Source organism: Aeromonas sp. 602396 (assembly GCF_049173735.1).
GTDB lineage: Bacteria > Pseudomonadota > Gammaproteobacteria > Enterobacterales > Aeromonadaceae > Aeromonas > Aeromonas veronii_A.
Window position 1 is genome coordinate 273,153 of record NZ_JAAKSD010000001.1, and the last position, 23,508, is coordinate 296,660.

Annotated in this window: 21 protein-coding genes; 14 read left to right on the forward strand and 7 right to left on the reverse strand. The window is 62.2% G+C overall.

Annotated features, from left to right (window positions below; all coding sequences use genetic code 11):
• Positions 1-74 precede the first annotated feature (74 nt).
• From G5229_RS01190 to G5229_RS01240, 11 genes are all read left to right on the forward strand, one after another.
• Complete coding sequence (locus G5229_RS01190; protein WP_216979091.1) at positions 75-1,223, forward strand: isochorismate synthase; 1,149 nt, start codon at positions 75-77, stop codon at positions 1,221-1,223.
• Positions 1,220-2,866, forward strand: a complete 1,647-nt coding sequence (locus tag G5229_RS01195) for a (2,3-dihydroxybenzoyl)adenylate synthase (protein WP_227340859.1) — start codon at positions 1,220-1,222, stop codon at positions 2,864-2,866. Before G5229_RS01190 ends, G5229_RS01195 begins: the two co-directional genes overlap by 4 nt.
• Positions 2,863-3,795 carry an isochorismatase family protein gene (locus tag G5229_RS01200; protein ID WP_421208124.1) on the forward strand — a complete coding sequence of 311 codons (933 nt, stop codon included), beginning with the start codon at positions 2,863-2,865 and terminating at the stop codon, positions 3,793-3,795. Before G5229_RS01195 ends, G5229_RS01200 begins: the two co-directional genes overlap by 4 nt.
• A complete protein-coding gene (dhbA, locus tag G5229_RS01205; protein WP_421208126.1) occupies positions 3,792-4,553 on the forward strand; it encodes a 2,3-dihydro-2,3-dihydroxybenzoate dehydrogenase in 762 nt (253 codons plus the stop codon). The genes G5229_RS01200 and dhbA overlap by 4 nt, the downstream gene beginning before the upstream one ends.
• 126 nt (positions 4,554-4,679) lie before the next feature.
• Complete coding sequence (locus G5229_RS01210; protein WP_421208128.1) at positions 4,680-8,669, forward strand: amino acid adenylation domain-containing protein; 3,990 nt, start codon at positions 4,680-4,682, stop codon at positions 8,667-8,669.
• Entirely contained in the window at positions 8,666-9,535 is an 870-nt protein-coding gene (locus tag G5229_RS01215; protein WP_421208130.1) for a hypothetical protein, read from the forward strand. The genes G5229_RS01210 and G5229_RS01215 overlap by 4 nt, the downstream gene beginning before the upstream one ends.
• A gap of 286 nt (positions 9,536-9,821) precedes the next feature.
• Positions 9,822-10,910: a pyruvate dehydrogenase (acetyl-transferring) E1 component subunit alpha gene (gene pdhA, locus G5229_RS01220; RefSeq protein ID WP_100654074.1), complete on the forward strand. Its 1,089-nt coding sequence runs from the start codon at positions 9,822-9,824 to the stop codon at positions 10,908-10,910.
• Positions 10,903-11,889, forward strand: coding sequence for an alpha-ketoacid dehydrogenase subunit beta (locus G5229_RS01225; protein WP_021231077.1), 987 nt, complete (start codon positions 10,903-10,905; stop codon positions 11,887-11,889). Before pdhA ends, G5229_RS01225 begins: the two co-directional genes overlap by 8 nt.
• A complete protein-coding gene (locus G5229_RS01230; RefSeq protein WP_421208506.1) occupies positions 11,886-12,986 on the forward strand; it encodes a dihydrolipoamide acetyltransferase family protein in 1,101 nt (366 codons plus the stop codon). The genes G5229_RS01225 and G5229_RS01230 overlap by 4 nt, the downstream gene beginning before the upstream one ends.
• Positions 12,987-13,194: 208 nt before the next feature.
• Positions 13,195-13,404 carry a cold-shock protein gene (locus tag G5229_RS01235; protein ID WP_005302803.1) on the forward strand — a complete coding sequence of 70 codons (210 nt, stop codon included), beginning with the start codon at positions 13,195-13,197 and terminating at the stop codon, positions 13,402-13,404.
• Positions 13,405-13,494: 90 nt separating this feature from the next.
• Complete coding sequence (locus tag G5229_RS01240; protein WP_421208132.1) at positions 13,495-13,800, forward strand: hypothetical protein; 306 nt, start codon at positions 13,495-13,497, stop codon at positions 13,798-13,800.
• On the opposite strand, the gene G5229_RS01245 is transcribed toward G5229_RS01240, so the two are convergent.
• Both G5229_RS01245 and G5229_RS01250 read right to left on the reverse strand, forming a co-directional pair.
• Positions 13,787-14,035 (reverse strand): TIGR02647 family protein, encoded by a 249-nt coding sequence (locus G5229_RS01245; RefSeq protein WP_005334209.1) that lies wholly within the window; start codon positions 14,033-14,035, stop codon positions 13,787-13,789. The genes G5229_RS01240 and G5229_RS01245 overlap by 14 nt on opposite strands.
• A 73-nt stretch (positions 14,036-14,108) precedes the next feature.
• Positions 14,109-14,282 (reverse strand): hypothetical protein, encoded by a 174-nt coding sequence (locus tag G5229_RS01250; RefSeq protein ID WP_421204649.1) that lies wholly within the window; start codon positions 14,280-14,282, stop codon positions 14,109-14,111.
• Here G5229_RS01250 and G5229_RS01255 point away from each other — a divergent pair.
• Together G5229_RS01255 and G5229_RS01260 are read left to right on the forward strand one after the other, a co-directional pair.
• On the forward strand, positions 14,281-14,835 hold the full coding sequence (locus G5229_RS01255; protein ID WP_227340850.1) for a hypothetical protein: 555 nt from the start codon (positions 14,281-14,283) through the stop codon (positions 14,833-14,835). The two genes, G5229_RS01250 and G5229_RS01255, sit on opposite strands and share 2 nt — an antisense overlap.
• A 156-nt stretch (positions 14,836-14,991) precedes the next feature.
• Positions 14,992-15,384, forward strand: coding sequence for a DUF2750 domain-containing protein (locus tag G5229_RS01260; RefSeq protein WP_227340849.1), 393 nt, complete (start codon positions 14,992-14,994; stop codon positions 15,382-15,384).
• Positions 15,385-15,478: 94 nt separating this feature from the next.
• Here G5229_RS01260 and G5229_RS01265 read toward each other — a convergent pair whose 3' ends face one another.
• From G5229_RS01265 to G5229_RS01285, 5 genes are all read right to left on the reverse strand, one after another.
• On the reverse strand, positions 15,479-17,329 hold the full coding sequence (locus G5229_RS01265) for an extracellular solute-binding protein (protein ID WP_421208134.1): 1,851 nt from the start codon (positions 17,327-17,329) through the stop codon (positions 15,479-15,481).
• Between the two features lie 129 nt (positions 17,330-17,458).
• Positions 17,459-18,352, reverse strand: a complete 894-nt coding sequence (locus G5229_RS01270; protein ID WP_421208136.1) for an EamA family transporter — start codon at positions 18,350-18,352, stop codon at positions 17,459-17,461.
• 126 nt (positions 18,353-18,478) lie between these two features.
• On the reverse strand, positions 18,479-19,225 hold the full coding sequence (locus G5229_RS01275) for a DNA-binding transcriptional regulator YciT (RefSeq protein WP_421208138.1): 747 nt from the start codon (positions 19,223-19,225) through the stop codon (positions 18,479-18,481).
• A 94-nt stretch (positions 19,226-19,319) separates the two neighbouring features.
• Entirely contained in the window at positions 19,320-21,752 is a 2,433-nt protein-coding gene (locus G5229_RS01280; protein WP_421208141.1) for a formate C-acetyltransferase/glycerol dehydratase family glycyl radical enzyme, read from the reverse strand.
• Positions 21,753-21,756: 4 nt separating this feature from the next.
• Positions 21,757-22,653, reverse strand: a complete 897-nt coding sequence (locus tag G5229_RS01285; RefSeq protein ID WP_216954122.1) for a glycyl-radical enzyme activating protein — start codon at positions 22,651-22,653, stop codon at positions 21,757-21,759.
• 128 nt (positions 22,654-22,781) lie between these two features.
• Between G5229_RS01285 and fsa the strand changes: the two genes are divergently transcribed.
• Entirely contained in the window at positions 22,782-23,435 is a 654-nt protein-coding gene (gene fsa / locus G5229_RS01290) for a fructose-6-phosphate aldolase (RefSeq protein WP_227340846.1), read from the forward strand.
• Positions 23,436-23,508: the final 73 nt, after the last annotated feature.

Sequence of the window (23,508 nt, forward strand, 5' to 3'; positions counted from 1 at the left end):
CTGATATCTGGTGAGTCAAATGACTCACCTTAAGTCGTGTCAGGCAGTGATTCATTCCAAGGAGTAGCACCGTCATGTGTGACCATGCACTGGAAGGAGAGTGGCCCGCCACAGCGGTCGGGCTGGATAAAGTGTGCTGTTTTGCCAGCGGTGACAGGGTACTGGTCGCCTCCGGTATCCACGACAGTTTTACCGGCATCCCGCCGGAGAAGCTGCTCGCCCATCTGCGTCAGTTGCGCCAGCAGGGGATGGACAATCCCATCGCCATCGGCGCCATCCCTTTTGATACCCAATCCCCCTGGCATCTGGTGATCTCGGCGCAATCGCAGTGGGTCGCAAGGGATGCGCTGTTGCCCGCCCGCTGTTGTCAGCTTCGTGGTGAGGTGAGTGAAGTGACCGGCGCTGCCCACTATCAGGGAGCGGTGCGGGCGGCACTGCAGCAGTTCAGCGAGGGGCAGCTCGAGAAGGTGGTGCTGTCGCGCGCCATCGATGTGCAGAGCGCAGAGCAGACCTCCCCCGCACACGCCTATGGCTCTCTGTTGGCCCAGAATCCGGGCGCCTATGTGTTCCAGATCCCGCTGCCGGAGGGGGAGACCCTGCTTGGTGCGAGCCCCGAGCTGCTGGTATCGCGCAGCGAGATGGCGGTGGTGAGCAATCCGCTGGCGGGCTCCCGTCCGCGCCACGCGTTTTCCGATCAACAGGCGGCCAGTGCCGAACTGCTGGGGGCGCAGAAGGATCGCTATGAACATGCGCTGGTGGCCGATGCGGTCGCTGCGGCCCTCGCTCCCTTCTGCCGCGAGCTGGACGTCCCTCTGGAGCCGCAGGTGATCGCCACTCCTACCATGTGGCACCTCTCGACCCGCATCGCCGGACGGCTCCATGAACCCTCTCCCGTGCTGGCTCTGGCGCTGGCACTGCACCCGACACCGGCGGTGTGCGGCACGCCGCTCTCGGCAGCGCGTCAGGCCATCGCCCGGCTTGAGGGGTACGATCGCCGCTTCTACTGCGGCGCCGTTGGTTGGATGGATGCCGACGGCAATGGCGAGTGGGTAGTCACCATTCGCTGTGGCGTGCTTGCCGGCAGACAGCTGCGGCTCTATGCTGGCGCCGGGGTGGTGGTGGGCTCTTCGCCGGAAGCGGAGTGGCAGGAGACCGCCGCCAAGCTCGGCACCATGTTGCGTGCCTTCGGCCTCGAAAGCCGGGAGCCGGAGGTAACCGCATGAAGCCGCTGGTGCCCTTTACCCCCTGGCCCGCCGAGCTGGCAGCCCACTACCGGGCACAAGGGTGGTGGCGCGGACAACCGCTCACCGCCCTGCTCGATGAATCTGCAGAACGGTATCCCGAGCGCACGGCCCTGATCTGTGGCGAGCGCACCCTCAGTTATGGCCGGTTAAAGCGTGAGGTTGATGCGCTGGCGGCGCGGCTGGCGGCGCGCGGGCTGGGCCACGGCGATACCGCGCTGGTGCAGTTGCCCAACTGCGCCGAGTTCTATATCTGCTGGTTTGCCCTGATCCGCTGCGGCGTAGTGGCGGTGCATGCCCTCTACAGCCATCAGCGGCGCGAGCTGGTGGCCTTTGCCCGCCAGATTGAGCCCGCCTTGCTGGTACTCAGCCCCTCCCATCCCGGCTTTGCCGGTGAAGCGGGGAGCCTCGCGGCCCTTGATGAGCTGGTATATCCCCCCTGCCAGACACTGCTGTTCGAGCAGGCTGAAGGCTCCGATCTTCTGTCAGGATTTGCATGGCTTCAGCCTGAAACCGTGGCTCGTGCTGATGGTTCGCCTCTGACGGCCACTGCGCCGACTCCTACTCCGGCCGATCAGGTCGCCTTTTTCCAGCTCTCCGGCGGCAGCACCGGCACTCCCAAACTGATCCCCCGTACCCACGATGACTATGGCTACAGCGTGCGCCAGAGCGTAGCGGTGTGCGGTTGGGATGAGCGGGTGATCTATCTATGCGCTCTGCCAGCGCCCCACAACTTTCCCCTGAGCTCCCCCGGCGCACTCGGAGTGTTTTATGCCGGTGGCTGCGTGGTGCTGGCAAAGGATCCCTCTGCAGCAACCTGTCTGCCGCTGGTGCAGCGCCATCAGGTCAACTGGGCGGCATTGGTGCCACCGGCTCTGGCGCTCTGGCTGGAGGCGGCCAGCCACTATTCACAGACCTCTCTGGAGTGTGTGCAGGTGGGAGGTGCGCGCCTCAGCCCGGCTCACGCCGAGGCGGTGGCGAGCCGCCTTGGTTGCCGTTTGCAGCAGGTGTTCGGCATGGCCGAGGGGCTGGTCAACTACACCCGCATCGAGGATAACCAGTGGCACATCGTCAATACCCAGGGCCGCCCGATGAGTCCGGGCGACGAGGTCGAGGTGCGGGGCAGCGACGGACGCCCCTTGCCAGATGGCGAGTGCGGCGAGCTCTGGACGCGTGGCCCCTACACCTTTCGCGGCTACTTCAAGGCTGGTGCCCACAATCAGCGGGCTTTTGATCGGGACGGTTTCTACTGCACCGGCGATCTGGTCTGCCGCTTGCCCGGCGGTCATCTGATGGTGGTGGGGCGCAACAAGGATCAGATCAACCGGGGTGGGGAGAAGATCGACGCCCTCGAGATTGAAGAGCTGTTGCTGACCCACCCGGAGGTGCGGCAGGCGGTACTGGTTGCCATGCCCGATCCCATGCTCGGGGAGCGCAGCTGCGCCTTTCTGATGTGCCGCGAGCCCCTCAATCTGCCCCGCTTGCGCCGTTTCCTGCGCGAGCAGGGGGTGGCCGATTACAAACTGCCCGATCGCCTGGTGCTGGTGGAGCAACTGCCCCACACCCCGGTCGGCAAGATAGACAAACAGAGGCTGCGCGAGCAGCTCGCCAAGGAGTGTGCATGACCATTCAATCCCTCGCCGCCTATCCGCTGCCTATCGCAGAGGAGCTGCACGCCGGGCGGGTGAACTGGCCCTTCGAACCGGGCCGGGCCGCCTTGCTGGTCCACGATATGCAGTACTATTTCGTCGATTTCTACGGGCCAGACAATCCGCTGATCAATCAGGTCATCGACCATATCGCCACCCTGATCCGTCAGGCGCGTGCTCTCGGCATGCCAGTGGTCTATACCGCCCAGCCCGCCGAACAGAGTCAGGCAGATCGGGCGCTGCTCAATGACATGTGGGGGCCGGGGCTGACCCGGGCGCCGGAGCGTCAACCCATCGTTCCGGCGCTGGCACCCGAGCCGCAGGATACGGTGCTGACCAAGTGGCGCTACAGCGCTTTTTGCCGCTCGCCGCTGGCAGAGCTGATGGCCGAATGGGGGCGAGATCAGCTGGTGATCTGCGGCATCTACGGCCATATCGGGGTGATGCAGACGGCGGTCGATGCTTTTATGCGCGATATCCGCCCCTTCCTGGTGGCAGATGCCATCGCCGACTTCTCCCGCGAGGATCATCTGTTGGCGCTCTCCTACGTCAGCCGCAATGCGGGTCGGGTGATTACCGTGGCCGAGGTGATGGCGGCCAGCAAACGCCCCCTGACTCGGGAGTCGCTACGTGCTCAGGTGTTGGTGCGGCTGCCCGCCGAGATGCAGCAGGAGCAGCCCACCGAGGATGACAACTTGCTCGACTACGGTCTCGACTCGCTGGCGGTGATGGGGCTGGTGGAAGAGTGGCGTCAGCAGGGGCTGGTGGTGGAGCTGGCCGAGCTGGCCCGCACGCCGACCCTGGCTCACTGGTGGGGGCTCCTCTCCCGTCAGCTTAATGTCAGTCAGGCCACGGCTTATCAGGTCAACGAAGATCACGTCAGCGAACCGGAGTGCACCCCATGAGCGAGTGGCAAGGCAGAACCGTCTGGGTAACCGGTGCGGCACAGGGAATTGGCCATGCGGTGGCACGTACCTTTGCCGAGGTGGGAGCCAGCGTGGTGGCGTTCGATTTGCAACTGGTCGAGGCGCTGCCCGGCAACGTGAAGGGAGTGGTAATCGATGTCAGCGACAGCGAGGCCGTGACCCGCTGCAGCGAACAGCTGCTGGACGAGGGGCTGGGGCCCGATGTGCTGGTCAATGTCGCGGGCGTACTGGCGACCGGCAGGATCGATGAGGTGGATGACGCCCTCTTGCAGCGCACCTTTGCCATCAACACCTTCGCCCCCTTCTACCTGATGCGAGCCCTGACCCCGTGGTTTCAGGGACGGCGCAGGGGCGCCATCGTCAATGTCTCCTCCAATGCCGGTCGGGTGCCGCGAGTGGGGATGGGCATATATGGCGCCTCCAAGGCGGCGCTGACCAGCCTGACCCGAACTGCTGGGTTGGAGCTTGCCCCCTACGGCGTGCGCTGCAATCTGGTGTCGCCGGGCTCGACCCGAACCCCGATGCTGTACGGCATGTGGCAGGAGGGGGAACAGCGCGAAGGGGAGCTGCGCACCATCGCGGGCCTGCCTGGGCAGTTCAAGCTGGGGATCCCCCTTGGCAAACTTGGGACCCCCGACGAGGTGGCTGCCTGCGTGCTGTTTCTCGCCTCTAATGCCGCCAGCCATATCACCCTGCAGGATCTGGTGGTTGATGGCGGTGCCACTCTGGGGGTCTAGCCCGCGCGCAGCCGATCTGGCAGGTGTGACACTCTACTTTATGGAGGAGGCCTGGCCTCCTCGCTTTTCAGCCATGCGGGCAGGGGCAAGCCGCTGCCCGCTCGATGTTTGCGCAAGGACATTCCCATGGAACAGACAATGGCGATGCGCGCCACCCATCAGCGTGGGGAGCAGCCGCGCTGGTCGCTTACCACAGCTCAGGCGGGCATCTGGTTTGCCCAGCAAAAATATCCGCAGAGCCCCGCCTGCAATACCGGCGAGTACTGGCTGCTGGAGGGGGCGCTGGCACCCCATCACTTCACCCGCGCGGTGCGCCAGACTATCGACGAGATCCCCTGTCTGCACTGTGCCTTTGTGGCCACTGCCGATGGCCCGCAGATGGTGGCCAACCCCGCGTGCTGGCAGCTGAGCGAACGGGATCTGCGCAGCGAAGCCGATCCGCTTGCCGCCGCGCAGGCCGAGATGCGTGCGCAGCTGGCCGTCCCCTTCAATCTGGCCGGGGGGCCACTGTTTGCCACTACCCTCTATCGCCTTGGTGAGGAGCAGTGGGCCTGGTTTATCGCCGTGCACCATATCGCCATTGACGGCTTTGGCCTGAGCCTGCTCTGCCAGCGGGTGGCGAGCTGGTATGAGGCGCTCTGCATTGGCCAGCAGCCAGCCCCCTGTCGTTATGCGACCCAGCAGGAGTTGCTGGCCGAGGAGGTGGCCTATCAGGATTCGCCGCGCGCCGCGCGGGATCGCGATTTCTTCGTGCAGCAGCTGGCCGGGGTGGAGAGCCCTGCGTCGCTCTCCCGCCGTCCGGCGCAAGGGCCGGGCCCCACATATCGTCTTGAGCAGCGGCTTGCTGGCCGCCAGTGGCAGGCTTTGGTGGCACGGGCGAGTCGTTCGGCCTGTCACCCCTACAGCCTGCTGCTGGCGGCGGTGGCCAGCTATGTGCAGCGGATGAGCGGCGCTGGCGAGGTGGTGCTGGGTATTCCGCTGATGGGGCGGCTGGGCTCAGTGGCGGCCGATACCCCCTGCATGAAGGTCAATGTGGTGCCCCTGCGCATCGAGCTGAGCGGCACCAGCCGGGTAGGGGAGTTGCTGGCACAGGTCGAGCGGCAATTTGCCGCCCTGCGCCGTCATCAGGGCTGCCGTCAGGAGTGGTTGCAACAGCGCCAGCCGGGTCAGCCGCTGTTTGGCCCTCAGGTCAACCTGATGCCCTTTGCCCGTACCCTCAGCGTTGGTGAAGGTCACAACCAGGTTCGTGGCGAGGTGCAGGTGCTGGCGGCGGGGCCGGTGGAGGAGTGCGCCTTCTATTTTGCCGAGGAGGCAGGCGCTATGACCCTGACCCTCGAAGCACATCAGGGGCGCTTCAGCCAACAGGAGAGCGAACGTCATCTGGCCCGGCTGGTAGCCTATCTGGCGGCCTGGAGTGAGGCGGATGACGAGACCCTGGCGGTGCGCTTGCCGCTGCTGCTGCCCTGCGAGCAGGCTGAGCTGGCGCGCTGGAACCAAACCGACCATCCGTTGCCGACCACCACCCTGAGCGCACTACTGGCCGAGGGGCTGGCGGCGGCAGATCAGAGCGTCATCGCGCTGGAGTGTGGCGCCGAGCGCTGGAGTGTGGCCGAGCTGCGCCAGCGTACCCGCCAGCTGGCCAGCTATCTGGCGGGGAGGGGCGTGGGCCCCGGTTGCCGGGTGGCGGTGGTGATCCCGCGCTCTCCCGAGCTTATTCTCGCCCAGCAGGCTATCATGGCGGCGGGGGCCGTCTATGTACCCGTTGATCCGGACTATCCGGCGGAGCGGATTGGCTACATTCTCGCCAGCAGCGATCCTGCGCTGGTGCTGACCAGTCGCACCTTGCGGATGCCGCTCGATGTGGTCGCGCCACTTGTCTGCCTCGATGCCCCCGGTGTGGCAGAGCAGCTGGCGACGCTAGACGTGGCGGCGATAGCACCTTGTGAGCTGCCAGCCCCCAAGCCGGAAGATGCGGCCTACATCATCTACACCTCCGGCTCGACCGGTCGGCCCAAAGGGGTGGTGGTGAGCCATGGCGCCATCGTCAACCGACTGCTCTGGATGCAGCACATGTATCCCATCGGCCCGGCGGATCGGGTGCTGCAAAAGACCCCGGCCGGTTTCGATGTCTCCATCTGGGAGTTTTTCTGGCCCTTTATGACCGGGGCGCGGCTGGTGCTCGCCAAACCGGGCGGCCACAAGGATCCCGCCTACCTTGCCGAGCTGATTGAGCAGGCCGGGATCACCACCTTGCACTTTGTCCCCTCCATGCTGCAGATTTTTGTCACTCAGGCCGAGCCTGCTCGTTGCCGCGCCCTGCGCCAGGTATTTTGCTCCGGCGAGGCGCTGCCCGCGGATCTGGTGCAGCGCTGGTATGGGATATTCTCAGCCCCCCTGCACAACCTCTATGGCCCGACCGAGGCGGCGGTGGATGTCACCTGGTATCCCTGCCGGGCAGACGAGGCGGTGACCAGCGTGCCCATCGGCTATCCGGTCTGGAATACCAGCATCCACATTCTCGACCCCTGGTTGCAGCCGGTGCCCCCCGGGGTGGCAGGCGAGCTCTGGATCGGCGGCGTGCAGGTGGCAGAGGGCTACTTTGGCCAGCCCGAGCTCACCGCCGAGCGCTTTATTGCCAACCCCTTCGGAGCGGGACGGCTCTATCGCAGCGGCGATCTGGCCGCCTGGCGCGAGGATGGCGCCATCGAGTATCTGGGGCGCCTCGATTTTCAGGTGAAGATCCGCGGCCAGCGCATCGAACTGGAGGAGATCGAGCAGGTGCTGCTGCGCCATCCCCGGGTGGCGCAGGCGGTGGTGCTGGCCCCCGAATTTACCCCCGGCGATCGCCGTCTGGTGGCCTATGTGGTGGCCGCAGATAGCACAGTGCTGACGCTGGCCGAGCTTACACCTGCCCTTGGCGCAGCCTTGCCCGACTACATGGTGCCGGGGCTCCTGGTAAACCTGGCTGAGCTGCCGCTCACTCCCAATGGCAAGCTGGATCGCAAGGGGCTGCCGCTGCCCGATATGGCGTCGGCGGTGGGTCAGTCGCTGCCGAAAACCCTGCTGGAGGAGCGGCTCTGTCGCCTCTTCGCCGAGATACTGGGGCTGGCGCGGGTCGGCGCCGACGATAACTTCTTTGCTCTCGGCGGCCACTCCCTGCTGGCGGCGCAGCTGGTGGTGCGCATTGAAGAGTCGACCGGACAGACTCTCACTCTGGCCAGTCTGTTCGAAGCGCCGAGCCCAGCCCAGCTGGCGCGTCGTCTTGGCGGCGAGCGGGAGGCCATGCCCATGCTGTTGCCCCTGCGGGCGCCCGGTGCGCAGTCCGGCGTATCAGGCCCCACCCTCTTTTGCGTCCACCCAGCAGGGGGGCTCGGCTGGTGTTATGCGCCACTGGTGCCCCATCTGCCGACCGACATGGCCGTCTATGCCCTGCAGGCGCGGGCGCTCTGTCAGCCGGATGCGCCGCTGCCCGCCAGTTTCGACGAGCTGGCGCTTGATTATGTGACCGAGCTGCGTCGTCAACAGAGCGAGGGACCCTACTGGCTGCTCGGCTGGTCGCTCGGGGGCATGCTGGTGCACCGGATGGCCGCCATGTTGCAAGAGCAGGGACAGGAGGTGGCCATGGTGCTGCTGCTCGACGCCTACCCCTGCCAGCAGTGGCAGACCCAGCCGCTGCCCGATGAGCAGCGGATGCTTGATACGCTGCTGCGAATGGGGGGGATTGCGGTTGCGGATGAGGCGCTCGACTCTCTCACTCGCGACGAGGTGGTGGCCCGACTGGGGGCGGAGGGTAGTGCGCTGGCCATGCTCGACGAGCAGGTGGTGAGCGCCATGATTGAGCTGGTGGGCCACAACAACCGGCTCATCCGTGAGCCGGTCGACTACTGCTACCACGGGGAGGTGATCTTTATCGAGGCGTCAGCCTCTCGCCAGCCCTGGCTGGATGGGCGCGGCTGGGAGTCGCTGACAAAAGGGGAGATCCGCTATGAGCGCTTCCCCTGTCTGCATCAGGAGATGGTGCATCCCGACTGGCTGGCAAAGATCGGCGCCCTTATTTGTGAGCGGGTCGATGGGGTCGGGCAGCAACCGCACATCCGGCAGAAGGGGGACGCATGACCCCGGTTGCCGCCATCCGGGAAGCCTTGCTGGCGGGCAAGCTGGTGGGGCTGGGGGAGCCGCATTGGCACCCGGATTTTATCCGGCGCCAGCACGCCTGGCTGTGTGATCCGGAGCTCTGGGGAGTCATGACCGATCTGGTGCTGGAGTGCGGCAACCGCCGCCATCAGGGCTTGCTCGATGCCTGGCTGACGGGGCAGGAGAACTGGCAGGGTGAGCCGCTCACGCTGGCGCGGCTCTATCCGGTCTGGCTCGACTCCTGCGCCTTTCCTGCCTGGATGGCCCCCGAGTTTCCGGCTCTCTTTTCCGCTCTGCGCCAGAGCAATCTGGTGCGCCCTGAACATGTGCGGCTACGGGTGCATCTCTGCGAGCCCTTATTCGAGTGGCAGGAGATGAGCCCGGAGCGGTGGCAGCAACACAACTGGGGGCGGGATCAGGCGCTGGCCGACTATCTTCTTGCACTTCCCCCGCGCGGCGTGGTGGTGCTGGCGGGGACGCGTCATCTGCTCAAAGTCGCTGGGGATCCCCATTTTGCGCAGCCGACGCTGGGCCAGTTGCTGGAGGCCGCACGGCCGGGCTGGCTGCAGGTGCTTCACCCCTGGCCAATGGCTGATGGAAAGGGAAATGAGGAAGAGGAGCGGGTGTGCGAGCTGGCCGGGATCGCGACTGCCGACCTCTATCCCCACTGGCCGACGCATCCGCCGCTGGAGACTCTTGTCGACAGGTTGGTGCGCGTGGCTGACAGGGGGCGGGAGATGCGAATTTGCCCCATCTTGCTGGCCGAGCCCTGGCGCAGCCACTTGCTAAGTCGCGCTCACTTGCTGCCAGCTGGCATGGCCAGCCAGCTGCAACAGTGGCTGGCGTAACTGCTGGTTGGAGTAACCCCTGACAAGAAGTAACAGCTAACTGAAGTAACTCAATGGGGGAGCAAGGCTCCCCTTTTTCACATTTTGCATCCTGCATTCAGCGCTGCAAAGTTGCACCATTTACGGCATACCTTGCCACTCATCGCCGAAAATTCAGCTCCTTCGCTACTTTAAAGAAGTTTCTACTGGTCTTACCTGAGTAAATCCCTTTGCTTTTTATTTAACAAGGTATTTACATCTAGGTGTCACCAGCATCGGTGACGCTCACAACGGCAAGGAGCCAGTTATGACCCATGTCGACATCCCTTTCCTTCGTTACCTCGATGCGGAAGGGTGCCCGGTCGCCACCTTACCGACCTGGCTGGACAAGGCGATACTGCACACCTTCTACCGCAATATGGTGATGGTGCGCAGCTATGACAAAAAAGCGATTGCGCTGCAACGAACCGGCAAACTCGGTACTTTTCCCTCCCATCTCGGCGCAGAAGCCGTGGGGATTGGCATTGGTCTGGCCATGCAGCCGCAGGATGTCTACGTTCCCTACTATCGGGACATGCCCACCCTCTATGTGCGGGGCGTGCCGATGGAGAAGAACCTGCAATATTGGGGTGGTGACGAGCGGGGCAGTTATTTTCTCAAACCCGATGGGACCCCCTCTGAAGATCTCCCCATCTGCGTCCCCATCGCTACCCAGATCACCCACGCTTGCGGTATTGCCTCGGCCTTCAAACTGCGTAATCAACCGCGCGTCGCCGTAGTCACTATCGGCGACGGCGGTACCTCCAAGGGTGATTTTCTAGAGGGGCTCAACTGCGCCGGGGTCTGGCATCTGCCGATGGTCATCATCGTCAACAACAACCAGTGGGCCATCTCGGTGCCGCGCAAGCTGCAATCGAGCGCTCCTACGCTGGCCCAAAAGGGGATTGGTGCAGGGGTGCGCAGCCTGCAGGTGGATGGCAACGATGTGGTGGCGGTCTACGATGCCGCGCGCAATGCCGTCGAACGGGCCCGCAGCGGCAAGGGGCCGACCCTGATAGAAGCGGTCAGTTATCGCCTCGGCGATCACACCACGGCCGACGATGCCACTCGCTATCGCGACGGGGCCGAGGTCGAGGCCGCCTGGGCGAAAGAGCCGGTCAAGCGGCTGCGCCAGTTTATGCACAGCCAGGGCTGGTGGGATGAAGAGCAGGAGCAGAGCCTGCTGGCGGAAGCCACCCGGGAGGTGGAGCAAGCGGTCGCCCGTTATGAGGCGATGGCACCCCAGCCACCGGAGGCGATGCTCGATTATCACTACGCCAGCCTGCCCGCCGAACTCTTGCCCCAGCGCGAGCGAGTAATTGCCAAGGGGATGAAGCAGGAGGTTGGCCATGAGTGAGATCAGTTTGCTGGAAGCGGTCAACATGGCCCTTCACTACGAGATGGAACACGACCCGGATGTGGTGGTGTTGGGCGAGGATGTGGGGGTCAACGGCGGGGTGTTTCGCGCCACCGTGGGGCTGCGCGACAAGTTCGGGTTCAAGCGGGTGATCGACACGCCGCTCGCCGAGGGATTGATCGCCGGGGTGGCGGTCGGCATGGCCACCCAGGGGCTCAAGCCGGTGGCTGAGTTCCAGTTTCAGGGCTTCATCTTCCCCGGGATGGAGCAGATCATCTGTCAGGCGGCGCGGATGCGAAACCGCACTCGTGGCCGTCTCTCCTGTCCCCTTGTCTATCGCTCCCCGTATGGCGCGGGCATTCATTCGCCTGAACATCACAGCGAGAGCGTCGAGGCGCTGTTTGCCCATATCCCTGGGCTACGGGTAGTGATCCCCTCCAGCCCGAGACGCGCCTATGGCCTGCTGCTCTCGGCCATCCGCGATCCGGATCCCGTGATGTTTTTCGAACCGGATCGCATCTATCGCTCGATGAAATCCGAGGTGGTGGATGACGGTGTCGGCCTGCCGCTGGATGTCTGCTTCACCCTGCGCCCGGGCCGGGATATCACGGTAGTGGCCTGGGGGGCCTGCATTCAGGAGGTGATGCGGGCGGCGAACCTGCTGGCCGAGCAGGATATCCAGTGCGAGGTGCTGGATCTGGCCACCATCAAGCCGCTGGATATGGAGACCATCCTCACCTCGGTACGCAAGACCGGCCGGTTGCTGGTGGTACACGAGGCGTGTGGCAGCTTCGGGGTCGGAGCCGAAATCGTGGCGCGAGTGACCGAGCAGGCACTTCCCAGCCTCAAGGCGCCGCCCAAGCGGCTGACCGGCGTGGATGCCGCCGTTCCCTACTATCGCAACGAAGCGTATTACCTCATCACCGAGCAGGATATCGCAGATGCGGCTCATCAGCTGATGGAGAACCAGTGGCTATGAAATTTTTCAAATTACCGGATCTGGGTGAAGGGTTGGCCGAAGCCGAGATCGTCGAGTGGAAGGTGAGTGCCGGGGATACCGTCGCGGTCGATCAGGTGCTCTTGTCGGTGGAAACGGCCAAGGCGCTGGTGGATGTACCCTCTCCGGTAGCCGGGGTGATTGCCCGTCTCTGCGGCGCCGAGGGGGATATCCTCCATATCGGTGCGCCGCTGGTGGAGTTCGAGGGGGGTGAAGATGATGGCACCGTGGTGGGCAAGGTGAGCGCCCATCAGCAACATATCGAGGATCACTTCGTGGTGGGGGCCATTGCCCCGGGGGGAGCGCTGGTGCAAGCCATGCCTGCCGTGCGCCTGCTGGCACAAAAACTGGGTCTGGATATCGACCGGATCAAGGGGAGTGGCAGCGGCAGCATGGTGACCGAGTTGGATGTGCAGCAGGCATTCGAGTCACAGCAGAGCAGCGGCAACGAGTTCCTCAAAGGGTCACGGCGGGCCATGGCCAAGGCGATGGAGCTCTCTCATCAGACTGTGGTGCCGGTCAGCATCACCGATGAGGTGGATTTGCGTCACTGGCGGCCTGATGAGGATGTGACGGTGCGCCTTATCAAGGCCATTGGCGTGGCGTGCCGCGCCGAGCCCTCGATGAACGCCTGGTTTGATGGCGACACCCTTTCACGGCGTCTGTTCAAAGAGGTCAATGTAGCCATCGCGGTGGATTCAAAGCATGGCCTTTATGTGCCGGTGATGGAGAACGTGGCCGAGCGGGAGGGGGCGGATATCCGGCAGGGGCTGGATCGGATGATCGCCGATGTGAAGGCGCGCGCCGTGCCGCGCGAGATGTTGCAGGGGGCGACCATTACGCTCACCAACTTCGGCGCCATCGCAGGCCGCTATGCCAGCCCCATCGTGACGCCGCCGCAGGTGGCCATCATAGGGGCAGGCAAACTGTTCGAACAAGTGGTGTTCATCCATGGTGAAGCGCGTCCCGTCAGAGCATTGCCGCTGTCGATGACATTTGACCACAGAGCCTGTACTGGCGGGGAGGCGGCTCGTTTTCTCAGAGCGCTGGTCGAAGCGTTGGAAGCAGCCACCTTATAACAGTTTGTGCCCTGTCATTGGCAGGGCACAAATTTGTTTGCGTAATCTACAAAGCCACGTATAATCCAAACCAGCTTGAAAGGGCGATAGTTATGTCAATGAATACGATGTTTCACATCTTGTCCTGTTGTTCATAAGTTAATCCCGTTTTTTGAGCTTTACCCGCTGAAAAGCATAAGTAATTATTTTGAATACAGGTTTAAAAGATATGTCTAACATGATCACCGGTACCGTTAAGTTTTTCAACGAAACCAAAGGTTTTGGCTTCATCCAGCAAGAAAACGGCCCGGACGTTTTCGTTCACTTCAGCGCCATTCAAGGTAACGGTTTCCGTACCCTGGCTGAAGGTCAGCGCGTACAGTTCTCTGTGACCCAAGGTCAGAAAGGCCCGCAGGCTGAGAACGTAACCGCTCTGTAATTCTTACAGAATTTAAGAAAGCCGTGGTACCTCTGGTGCCACGGCTTTTTGTTTATATGGCTTTTGCTACTAATTCCTATGTTCTGAATCATGCTGCTATCGCTCCTGCTTGCTGCCACCTTGACTCCGACGTCCGATGCGCCGGTACCGGTTCAATCCGCGATGGAAGCGCAGGTGATCTGCCAGCAATTTGTCCAGATCCGGATGGGCACCGCACAGCAACCTGATGAGGTGAATGCGCGACTGGTCCCTGAAAGGGAGGGGGAGTGGCTGGTGGATGGTAAAGTAAAAGGACCCGAAGGTCCTTTGCTGTTTGCCTGTCATCTTCACCAAGGGGAGCGCTGGGAGCTACTCAACTTTTCACTTTGGGCACCACAGCCGATCAAAGTGGTTTGAGTGCGACCAGTAGATGTTGCAGGTGTTCAACCATGGTCATGCCAAACGGGGTGAGATAGCCGCCATCTTCTGCGCTGATGAGCCCCTGTTGATGCAGACGGGCTGCCGCCTGGCACAACTCTTCAGACATATCGCTGCGTAATTTAATCCCTAGGCTCATGTTGGCCGGATCAAAGCATGCCAGTATTTTCAAATCGTTCACGAATTCGTTAGAAACCTGGTCGATCCCAATCATGGATTTACTCCTTACGCTAAAGATGTATGCAAACTAGCATCCCCGGATCCACTTTAGTGGGCGCTGGCTCAAATTATTGATCTTTGGCTGGATGCTGCGTTTCAAATGCTGTTTTTTTCGGCGTAATCAGATGGTTGGCTGACAGCTTCGTCAAGGGGCGAACCGGGCCAAACGTGGTAGGATAGGGGAATTCTTTATATCGGACGGTCCATTGGCGGCTGTTCGCCCAGTCCAAGGTATTGCTCATGGTCAAGATCACGCTGGTATCCCTGCTGCATTCACACACCGCCACTTTCCCTGTTTACCCAGTCTCCTTGCTGACCTCCTTGTTGGAGGGCCATGAGGGAGAGGTGTGGCTACCTGCCCGCAAGGGGGGCGACATTACCCATCTTCGCAAACATGCTAAAGGGGCTCGCGCCCGCGAGCTGGCAAATCTCGATGCCGGTTGGTGCGATTTTATATCTGGTCAGGAAGGAGCGACTGCGGAGCTGGATGCGTTGGCCAACTACGACACCGAGATGATGGATAACCTGCAGATGTACTGGCATAGCGCGGGCAAGATCAACAGCCCGATCACAGATAATTTGTTCGAACTTCGTCGCGAAGTGGTGGATGAGGCCCATGGCGAAAAGCTTGCCGCTCTCTGGGAGCAACAACAACAGCAGCGATTTGAACAGTTGATGAAAAGTGCGGCTGACGGTCGGGATCAACTCTGTTTCGTCGAAGTAGAGTCTGCCTACTGGCTGCGACAGAAGTTGAGCGAGCAACCTGATGTAGAGCTGATCACCCCGACCTTTTAATCAGGTCTGGAAGGTGGGTGAGACGTTTTATTCGCCGCCCTGCTCTATCCTTATGAGCGTTGCTGTTTCCCCGACGGGAGTCAGGAGGCGGCAAGCTGGACAAGCTGACCACAAGATGTGAACATGGCGCCCTTTATCGAGAGAGAGACTTGGCCAATGAGCTATGAACTGAGCGATACCGAGCGCAATGCCGCGCTGCAACTGAACGCTGACTACCGTTACGATCACTTCATCAGCAAGCTGGTCGAGCATGAAGAGCTGTTCGTCCTGACTGACGAGCATGGCGTCATGATGCTGACCACCGACGATGAAGATTGCATCCCGGTATGGCCGCACCCGGAGTACGCCAAGGCGTGGGCCGAAGGCGAGTGGGCCGATTGCAAACCACAGTCCATCACCCTCAAGGTGTGGCTGGAGCGGTGGATTGACGGCATGGAGCAGGACGAGCTGTGTGTTGCCGTGTTCCCGACCCCGGATCAGGAAGGCATCGTACTGGAGCCGGCTGACGTGGCTGACGCCATTGCCGAGAAGCAGGCCAAACGCGGCTGATCACCGAGCTATTCGCAACACCGGTTGCCAACAAAGACCCCGCTATCTGGCGGGGTCTTTGTTTTAGGTCTGTTTGCCAAACGAGTTGTGGCTATCAGGGCTGGCGATAGGTGGTGTCGATGATGGGCTCGGCCGGGAAAGTCTTGCCACTCTTGATGGCTGCCCTGGTCTCGGATTTTAGCTCTTCATCGATCCACAGCAGACCGCCATAGCTGTAACCGCTGTTGTCGCCACCGAGTGGCCAATAGAGCTGCTCGCTCTTGGGCGTTGCTGGTACTTTTGGCAGTTTGATCCAGCGCCATGCCCCTTCCCGGGTGTAGGGCACCTGATACGCAGGCACGAAGCTGGCCAGCTCATAGAGCCGCTGCTGGATCTGCCGTGACAGGGCCGCTTTTTTGGCAAAGTCGAACTCCTTGTCATACTGCTCCACCAAGGCTGTGATGGCGTCGTCATCGATGTTCATGATGTTGTTGGTCTGGGGCTTGTTGGCGTTGACCATGTGGAAGAACTCCCAATAGGCGGGATAGCGGCTACCCGCCCAGGCCATCCAGGCGCTCTGGTGCTTTTTCTCCCGCATCGATTTGAAACCGGCCGATGCATCCATCAGGTTGAGCTCCAGATTAAGCCCCGCCTTTTTGGCCTCTTCCCGCAGCAGTGTGAGCCGCTGGGCGTGCTCTGCGGTGGTGTAGGTGATGGCGAGGGTCAGTGACTGCCCCTTGTCGTTTTGAAAAATCCCCTGCGGCCCCACTTTGTTAAAGCCTGCCTTGGCAAAGTATTCCCGTGCCAGTTTGGGAGCGAACGGACGGGCCTTGATCTCGCTGTTGGTAAACTCACCCTGACCTGAGCCATAACTGTTGAGTCGCTGGTAATCCCCCCGCAGCAGGGTAGCGAGCATTCTGTCGAAATTGAGGGCATGCTGGATGCCGAGGCGAACATCGAGATTGCGCAGCAGCGGATCGGCGGTGTTGAGATAGAGCCCCATCGGCGGTTGCGGGGTCTGGTTGTAGAACCAGCGCCGCTCGATATACCCCTTCTCGAACTCGGCGGTGTTGGTCTTGTCGTGCCACCAGTTGGGGATCACCAGCGGGAAGCTGTCGAGATCGCCGCGCAGGAAGTGCTGCCAGGCGATGTTCAGATCCCTGAGCACCTTGATCTCGATCCGCGCGGGGTTGAAGCGATGCTGGAAGTAGCGCTCGTCATCCCCCCACCAGTTTTCAATCCGCTTGAAGGTGACCGATTTGCCCTTTTTCACCTGATCGATCTGATAGGGACCGGTGACCGGCAACACCTTCCAGTTGTACTCCTTGACCCAGTTGGCGGTGAGCTTGATGGCATGGCTCGGCTCCGGGCTGATGGGCAGCGATTCGAGCAGATCCTGGCGGCTCTTTTCGGTGCCGCTGGTGATGGCCAGGGTGTGATCATCAAACTTGGTGATGTCTGCTATCTGGGTGCTGTAGTAGTTGTTGTACCAGGGGTCGTTGATCTCCTTGCTGCGCATCATCTTGAGGGTAAAGAGCCAGTCATCGGCGGTGACCGGTTGGCCATCTGACCAGCGCGCTTTGGGATTGATGCGAAAATAGAGGGTCTTGTTGTCGGCGCCGAAGGCCCACTCGTTTGCCAGCATCGGCATGGGGTTGCCGGTGACGGGATGAGTGCTCAGCAGTGGCAGGTTGGTTTCCCGCACGTAACTGGCAAAGCCGCCGTTGGAGTCGGGGCCATATTTGCGCAGGGTCAGGGGGAAGCTGGTCATAAAGGTGCGAAAGGTGCCGCCGCGTTTGGCGGCCGGATCGGCATAGAGAGGGTCCTGGTTGTTGCTCTCCCACTTCAAGTCAGCGGGCAGTGTGGCACTCCAGCCAAACGGGCTCCAGCACAGGGTCAGGGTGATGGCGGTGGCGCGAATGATAGGGGGGAGGCGGCGCCCCCCGGCGGCGGTGGTCGATGGCATGTCCTTGCTCTCCTGAAGTCTGCTTCCTGCAGATCACACACTGGTGATGTCAGTCCCGATGGGGACTGGCTCATCATGAAAATTTTATCCTGTCAGGTCAATGAAATAGCGTAAATGGGCAGGCGCTCATCATGTCGCTCTCTGTGGTTTGAACCAGCGCAGTCGGCTACCCAGCAGATGGACCACAAAGCCGAGCAGCACCAGAGCTGAGCCCAGCCACTGCAAGGGTGTTGGATGTTCATCGAGCAGCAGCGCTGCCGTGACCATGCCGACACAGGGGATCAGCAGGGAGAGCGGTGCCACCTGCGCCACCGGATAGCGCATCAGCAGTCGTCCCCACAGGCCGTAACCCAGCCAGGTCGCGACATACGAGAGATAGAGCACGCACAGCAATCCCTGCCAGCTGAAGTCGCACAGGCTGCTGGCCATCAGCTCCGGCCCTTCGAACAGCCAGGAGAGGGCGAAAAATGGCAGGATGGGCACCAGACCGCCCCAGGCGATCAGGCTCGGCAGCGTGGTCTGGTAGCGCAGACCAATCTGGCGATTGATGACGTTGCCAAGGCCCCAACAGGCGGCGGCACACAGCGTCAGGATAAACCCGAGCAAGGTCAGGTTGCCTTCACCGTGAGTGGCGATGAGATAGAGGCCGAATCCCGCCAAGGGCAGCGCCACCCAGTGGTGGGATTGCCAGCGCTCCCCCAGCCAGATCATTGCAAAAAGCAGGGTGAACACCACCTGGGATTGCAGCACCAGCGAGGCCATACCTGCGGGCATGCCGAATTTCATGGCACTGAACAAAAATGCGAATTGACCGAGGCTGATGGCGCCGCCATAGGCCAGCAGCCAGCGCCAGGGCATGGCAGGTTTGGGTACCAGCAAGATGGCGGGGAAGACCACGCCGATAAAGCGCAGCGCACCCAGCAGCAGTGGGGGGATCCCCTCCAGCCCCCACTTGATGGCCACGAAGTTAAGCCCCCAGCAGAGGATGACCAGAGCGGCCAGAAACTTGTCTTTGGTGTGCATGCGGTGTCCTTCGGTCTGTGGCCTCTGCCATGAGAGGCCAAAAGAGGACGAGCATACCCCCGCCAGGGTGGGCGCCGTCAAGCCGACCGGCGGGGGAGCAACCCGGCAACGGGGGCTAGGTGCGATTCAGGAAGAGACGCAGTGCACTGTGATGCCGCGTGCGGCCAGGGTGGCCCGCATGGGGGCGGGCAGGGCATCGTCGGTAACCAGCACGTTGATCTGGCCCGGCGCGCCAAGCTGGCTCGGGTGGATGGCGCCAAATTTGCTGCTGTCGGTGATCACCACATTGGTCATCCCCTTGGCCAGCACGCTGTTGACCACGTCGGCCCGCATCATGTCGCGGCCGGTAAAGCCCATCTCGGGATGAAAACCGTCGACCCCGATAAAGGCCTTGGAGAAGTGCACCTGCTCGATGCAGAGGCGCGTGAGCGGCCCCACCACGCTCTCGCTCTGATGCTGGAACAGCCCGCCGAGCAGCACCACCTGAGCCGGGGTATCTTTGAGCAGATGGGCGATATAGCTGCTGATGGTGATGATGGTGACCCGTTTGTGCAGGGCCAGATGGCGCGCCAGCATGGCGTTGGCACTGCCCCCTTCGATAAAGACCGTTTCGCCATCTTCCACCAGCTGGGCGGCCCGCTCGGCGAGGCGCTCCTTGAGCAGGTAGTTGATGTTCATCCGGGCATCGGGGTCATCGGTCTCCAGCGCCATGGCCGAGCCGTGTACCCGTCTGAGCAGTCCCTGTTTCTCCAGCGCGGTGAGGTCGTTGCGCACCGTCACCTCAGACACACCTGTGTGTCGGGAGAGTTCACTCACGCTCATCTTGCGAGCCTGATGGACCAGAGTGAGGATCAGTTGGTGGCGTGGATTCATGGTGCGCTCGCATGCAAGGTGGTGGATAGCGGAAAGCCACCCGAGGGTGGCTTGCCAATCATATGACGTCACAGGCGCCATGGGGAGCGCCCCGTCAGAGACTGTGCTCGGTGCGGGCGATGATATCATCTTGCGCATCCGGGGATAAGGCGGTGAAGAAGGCTGAATAGCCCGCCACCCGTACCACCAGATCCCGGTATTGATCCGGATTGGCCTTGGCTGCCAGCAGGGTTTCCCGCGAGACGATGTTGTACTGCACGTGCCACCCCTTGTGCACCTCGAAGAAGGTGCGCAGCAGGCTCATCAGCTTGGCCTTGTCCCGCTCGTTCTCAAGGCTCGCCGGACTCAGCTTCTGGTTGAGCAGCACCCCGCCGAGGATGGCCGCCGTGGGCAGCTTGCCGATGGAGTTGAACACCGCCGTCGGGCCGAGACGATCCGAACCCGACGAGGGGCTGGCCCCTTCCGCCAGCGGCGTGCGGGCGTGGCGGCCATCCGGGGTGGCCATGGTGGCGGCACCGAAGGGGACGTTGGCCGAGATGGAGGAGGTGCCGGCATAGTAGGTGCCGCCGATGGGGCCACGGCCGAAGCGGGTGTTGTGCAGCCCCTTGAGCTCGTCGATGTAGCTCTGGTAAGCCTGCACCAGCAGCAGGTCAACCTCGTCCAGATCGTTGCCATATTTGGGGGCTGCATTGGTGAGGCGCTGGCGCAGCTGCTCCCCCTCCAGTCCTGAAAAATCTTGCTCGAGTGCTTCGGCCAGCTCTTGCTGATCCACTATCCCCTGTTCGAACACCAGTTTCTTCAGGGCAGCCAGACTGTTGCCGAGGTTGGCGATCCCCACCTGCAGACCTGAGACCCAGTCATAGACGGCGCCCCCCTCCTTGATGGTCTTGCCGCGCTCGATGCAGTCATCCACCAGGGCGCTGCAGAGGATGTCGTGGGCCTGAGCCTCCAGCACGCTGTCGACCACGCAGTCGATCTCGATGGATTTGCGGGTGAAGTAGCGCACCTGTTCGTCCCAGCGGGCCATCACCTCGTCAAAGTTGCCAAAGCTCCCGTCTCGCAGCGACTGGGGCTGGGGCAGGAAGACCTTGCCGGTGGTGGCATCGCGGCCGCCATCAAGGGAGGCCAGCAGGATGCGGGCGAAGTTGATAAAGCTCATGCCGGTGCAGCGATAGCCCCACTTGCCGGGCACGGCGGTCTCGATGCAACCGATGGCGGCGTAGTGGTGGGCATCCTCCACGCTCACCCCGAGCTTGATGAACTCGGGGATCACCACCTCGTCGTTGTTGAAGGCGGGCATGCCAAAGCCGCAGCGGATCACCTGAATGCAGGCGTCGAGGAAATCCTCGCTCATCCCGGCATGGTAGCGCACCGAGAGGTTGGGCTGGGTGGATCTCAGCTGGCCGCAGGACTCCAGAATCGCGTAGGAGAGGCCGTTGACCGCGTCATGGGCACTGCCATCCCGCCAGTTCTGGCCGCCGATGGTGACGTTTTGATAGAGCGGGCTGCCGGCGGAGGCCTTGGAGTGGGTGCCGGAGCGGATCTTGTTCACCTCTAGCAACTTGAGCCAGCACCCTTGCAGCAGCTCGATGGCGCGCGTCCGAGGCAGGGATTCCGACAATTCCACCTCGCGGCGATACCAGGGGTAGAGGTACTGATCCATCCGGCCAAACGACACCGAGTGACCGTTGGATTCGATCTGCAGGATGAGCTGGATAAAGTAGCAGAGCTGCAGCGCCTGCCAGAAGGTCTCGGGGGGCTGGTGGGCGATGTGGGCGCAGTTGAGCGCGATGGTCTCAAGCTCGTTTCGGCGCTCGGGGCGCGGCTCTTGCTCGGCCATGTCACGGGCAAGGGCGGCGTAGCGCCCGATATGAGCGCTGACCGCATCCAGGGTGATGGCGACGGCGTGCAGGAACTGCTCGCGCTGCAGATCGGCCCAATCCGCCAAATCCAGCCGACTGCGGCGCTCGGCCACCTTGGCCTTGAAGCCATCGAGCCCCAGCGTGAGCAGCTCCTCATAGTTGACCGCGAGGTGGGCATCCCCCGAGGTCATGTTGCCCTCGGCCTTGATGATGCCGCTCTCCAGCAGCGCTTTCTGCTCGTCGGTAAAGAGGCCGAAGCAGCGATCCTGCACCGTCTGGCCGCGCCAGAAGGGGGTGAGGGCGTGTATGATCGCCTTGTCGGTTTCGCTGACTGCAAAACCGGCGCCGGGGCGATCTGCCAGCTCGTCGACCTCCTTCTCAATCCAGCTCACCGTGTATTCGGGAAAGAGCGGCGCCGCCCGTACCTGACTGGCCTGATTGCCGACGATCAGCTCGTCGTGCTTGATCCAGATGGTGCGTTCCTTGAGGTGATGGGCCAGAGCCAGGGCGCGGCGCACCGGCAGCGGCCGGGCGAGATGAGTCTGATAGGCCTCGGTATAGTGGCGGGCCCGCTCGGTACAGACCGGCGGCTGAACGATGTGGATCAGGCTCTCTTTGTGGGCGCGGATCCGCGGGCTCAGGGTATTGAGGTCGAGCTGGGTCATGATCTTATCCTCTGGTCACAGGGGTCAGCCCCTGACGTTGGGCGTATGCGTGGGCAAAGTGGAGTAAATCGGGGTCGTCAAACGGTGTCTCAGGCGCCTGATAGGGCAGATCCAGCAGGGCATATTTGCCCATCCCCAGCGTGTGGTAGGGGAGGAAGTGGATCTCCTGCACCGTGCCGAGGCTGGCAGCGGTGTCGGTGATGGCTTCGATCGACGCGTGGTCGGCATTGAAGCCGGGAATGAGTGGCACCCGGATCTGCATCGGCACGCCGCGCTCGGCGAGGCGCTTGAGGTTCGCGATGGGCAACTCCACCTTGCCGCGGGTCCAGTGGAAGAAACGTTCTTTATCCACGTGTTTGAGGTCCGCCAGCAGCAGATCCAGTGAGGGAAGGCTTTGCTCAATCTGGTGCCAGGGCACATGCAGGCAGCTCTCGACCGCGGTGTGCAGCCCTTCGGCCTTGCAGCGGGCCAGCAGGTTGGCAGCAAATTCGGGCTGCATAAACGGTTCGCCACCTGAGAGGGTGACGCCACCGCCGCTGCGCTCGAAGAAGGGGCGATCCCGCAAGATGGTGTCCATCAGGGTGTCCAGGGTTTCATCGCGGCCGCACACCTGCAGCGCTTCGCTTGGGCAGAGGCCGCGCAGCCGTTCCATATCATCGGCCTTGAGGGCAGAACGGCTGAGCTGGATGCCCTCGCTGTCACGCAAGATTGCCGGACAAGCCTGGCTGCAGAGCTGGCATCCCTCGATGCACTGGCGCCGGTCGAGTAGTATGTCCGGCTTGGGAGAGCGGCTTTCCGGGTTTTGACACCAGCGACAGGCCAGCGAGCACCCCTTGAGAAACACCAGGGTGCGAATGCCGGGGCCATCGTGAGTTGAATATCGTTGCAGGTCGAAAATCATACCGCCTCCTTTTGTATTTGCATTCTATTTGCTTTCATTCGAAAGTTGATTTGATTTCGATCAAGCTGTTTGCAGATGTTTTCTCGCTAGAATGGCGACATATTGAACATCCCGTTAAGGAGTTAGAGATGGAGCTGTATCTCGATACCGCCGATGTGGCGGCAGTGCGTCGCTGGTCACGGATCCTGCCGTTGGCCGGTGTCACCACCAATCCTTCCATTACCGCCGCCGGGGGATTGCCTCTCTGTGAGCTGCTGCCCGCCTTGCGCGATGTGCTGGGGCCCAAGGCGCGCCTGTTTGCCCAGGTGATGGCCAAAACCGAAACCGAGATGGTGCGCGAGGCGTTCGCTCTGCGTGAGCTGGACCCGGATCTGGTGATCAAAATCCCGGTATGCGCAGAGGGGCTGGCGGCCATCAAGAGCCTGACCGCCAACGGTGTGCCGACTTTGGGCACCGCTGTCTATACCCCGCTGCAGGGTTGGCTGGCGGCGGTGGCGGGGGCAGAGTACGTGGCGCCCTACGTCAACCGGCTGGATGCCCAGGGGGGTGACGGCATCGCCACCGTGCAGGAGCTGCAACAGCTGCTTGCGCTGCACGCGCCGAACAGCAAGGTGCTGGCGGCATCGTTCCGTACCCCGCGCCAGGCGCTCGACTGCCTGCTGGCGGGTTGCCAGTCCATCACTCTGCCGCTCGATGTGGCGGAGCAGCTGATGAACGTGCCAGCGGTGGATGCGGCGCTGGTGAAGTTCGATCAGGATTGGCAGCGAGCTTTCGGTCGCTGATTGCCTGATTGCAGTGACAGATGGGGGAGGGTGAGGAGACGCAGGAGGGGATTGGGATTGACCGACTAGACTT

Coding starts and splice junctions, on each gene's coding strand:
- G5229_RS01190 (WP_216979091.1), top strand. CDS start 75: ATGTGTGACCATGCACTGGAAGGAGAGTGGCCCGCCACAGCGGTCGGG.
- G5229_RS01195 (WP_227340859.1), top strand. CDS start 1,220: ATGAAGCCGCTGGTGCCCTTTACCCCCTGGCCCGCCGAGCTGGCAGCC.
- G5229_RS01200 (WP_421208124.1), top strand. CDS start 2,863: ATGACCATTCAATCCCTCGCCGCCTATCCGCTGCCTATCGCAGAGGAG.
- dhbA (WP_421208126.1), top strand. CDS start 3,792: ATGAGCGAGTGGCAAGGCAGAACCGTCTGGGTAACCGGTGCGGCACAG.
- G5229_RS01210 (WP_421208128.1), top strand. CDS start 4,680: ATGGAACAGACAATGGCGATGCGCGCCACCCATCAGCGTGGGGAGCAG.
- G5229_RS01215 (WP_421208130.1), top strand. CDS start 8,666: ATGACCCCGGTTGCCGCCATCCGGGAAGCCTTGCTGGCGGGCAAGCTG.
- pdhA (WP_100654074.1), top strand. CDS start 9,822: ATGACCCATGTCGACATCCCTTTCCTTCGTTACCTCGATGCGGAAGGG.
- G5229_RS01225 (WP_021231077.1), top strand. CDS start 10,903: ATGAGTGAGATCAGTTTGCTGGAAGCGGTCAACATGGCCCTTCACTAC.
- G5229_RS01230 (WP_421208506.1), top strand. CDS start 11,886: ATGAAATTTTTCAAATTACCGGATCTGGGTGAAGGGTTGGCCGAAGCC.
- G5229_RS01235 (WP_005302803.1), top strand. CDS start 13,195: ATGTCTAACATGATCACCGGTACCGTTAAGTTTTTCAACGAAACCAAA.
- G5229_RS01240 (WP_421208132.1), top strand. CDS start 13,495: ATGCTGCTATCGCTCCTGCTTGCTGCCACCTTGACTCCGACGTCCGAT.
- G5229_RS01245 (WP_005334209.1), bottom strand. CDS start 14,035: ATGATTGGGATCGACCAGGTTTCTAACGAATTCGTGAACGATTTGAAA.
- G5229_RS01255 (WP_227340850.1), top strand. CDS start 14,281: ATGGTCAAGATCACGCTGGTATCCCTGCTGCATTCACACACCGCCACT.
- G5229_RS01250 (WP_421204649.1), bottom strand. CDS start 14,282: ATGAGCAATACCTTGGACTGGGCGAACAGCCGCCAATGGACCGTCCGA.
- G5229_RS01260 (WP_227340849.1), top strand. CDS start 14,992: ATGAGCTATGAACTGAGCGATACCGAGCGCAATGCCGCGCTGCAACTG.
- G5229_RS01265 (WP_421208134.1), bottom strand. CDS start 17,329: ATGCCATCGACCACCGCCGCCGGGGGGCGCCGCCTCCCCCCTATCATT.
- G5229_RS01270 (WP_421208136.1), bottom strand. CDS start 18,352: ATGCACACCAAAGACAAGTTTCTGGCCGCTCTGGTCATCCTCTGCTGG.
- G5229_RS01275 (WP_421208138.1), bottom strand. CDS start 19,225: ATGAATCCACGCCACCAACTGATCCTCACTCTGGTCCATCAGGCTCGC.
- G5229_RS01280 (WP_421208141.1), bottom strand. CDS start 21,752: ATGACCCAGCTCGACCTCAATACCCTGAGCCCGCGGATCCGCGCCCAC.
- G5229_RS01285 (WP_216954122.1), bottom strand. CDS start 22,653: ATGATTTTCGACCTGCAACGATATTCAACTCACGATGGCCCCGGCATT.
- fsa (WP_227340846.1), top strand. CDS start 22,782: ATGGAGCTGTATCTCGATACCGCCGATGTGGCGGCAGTGCGTCGCTGG.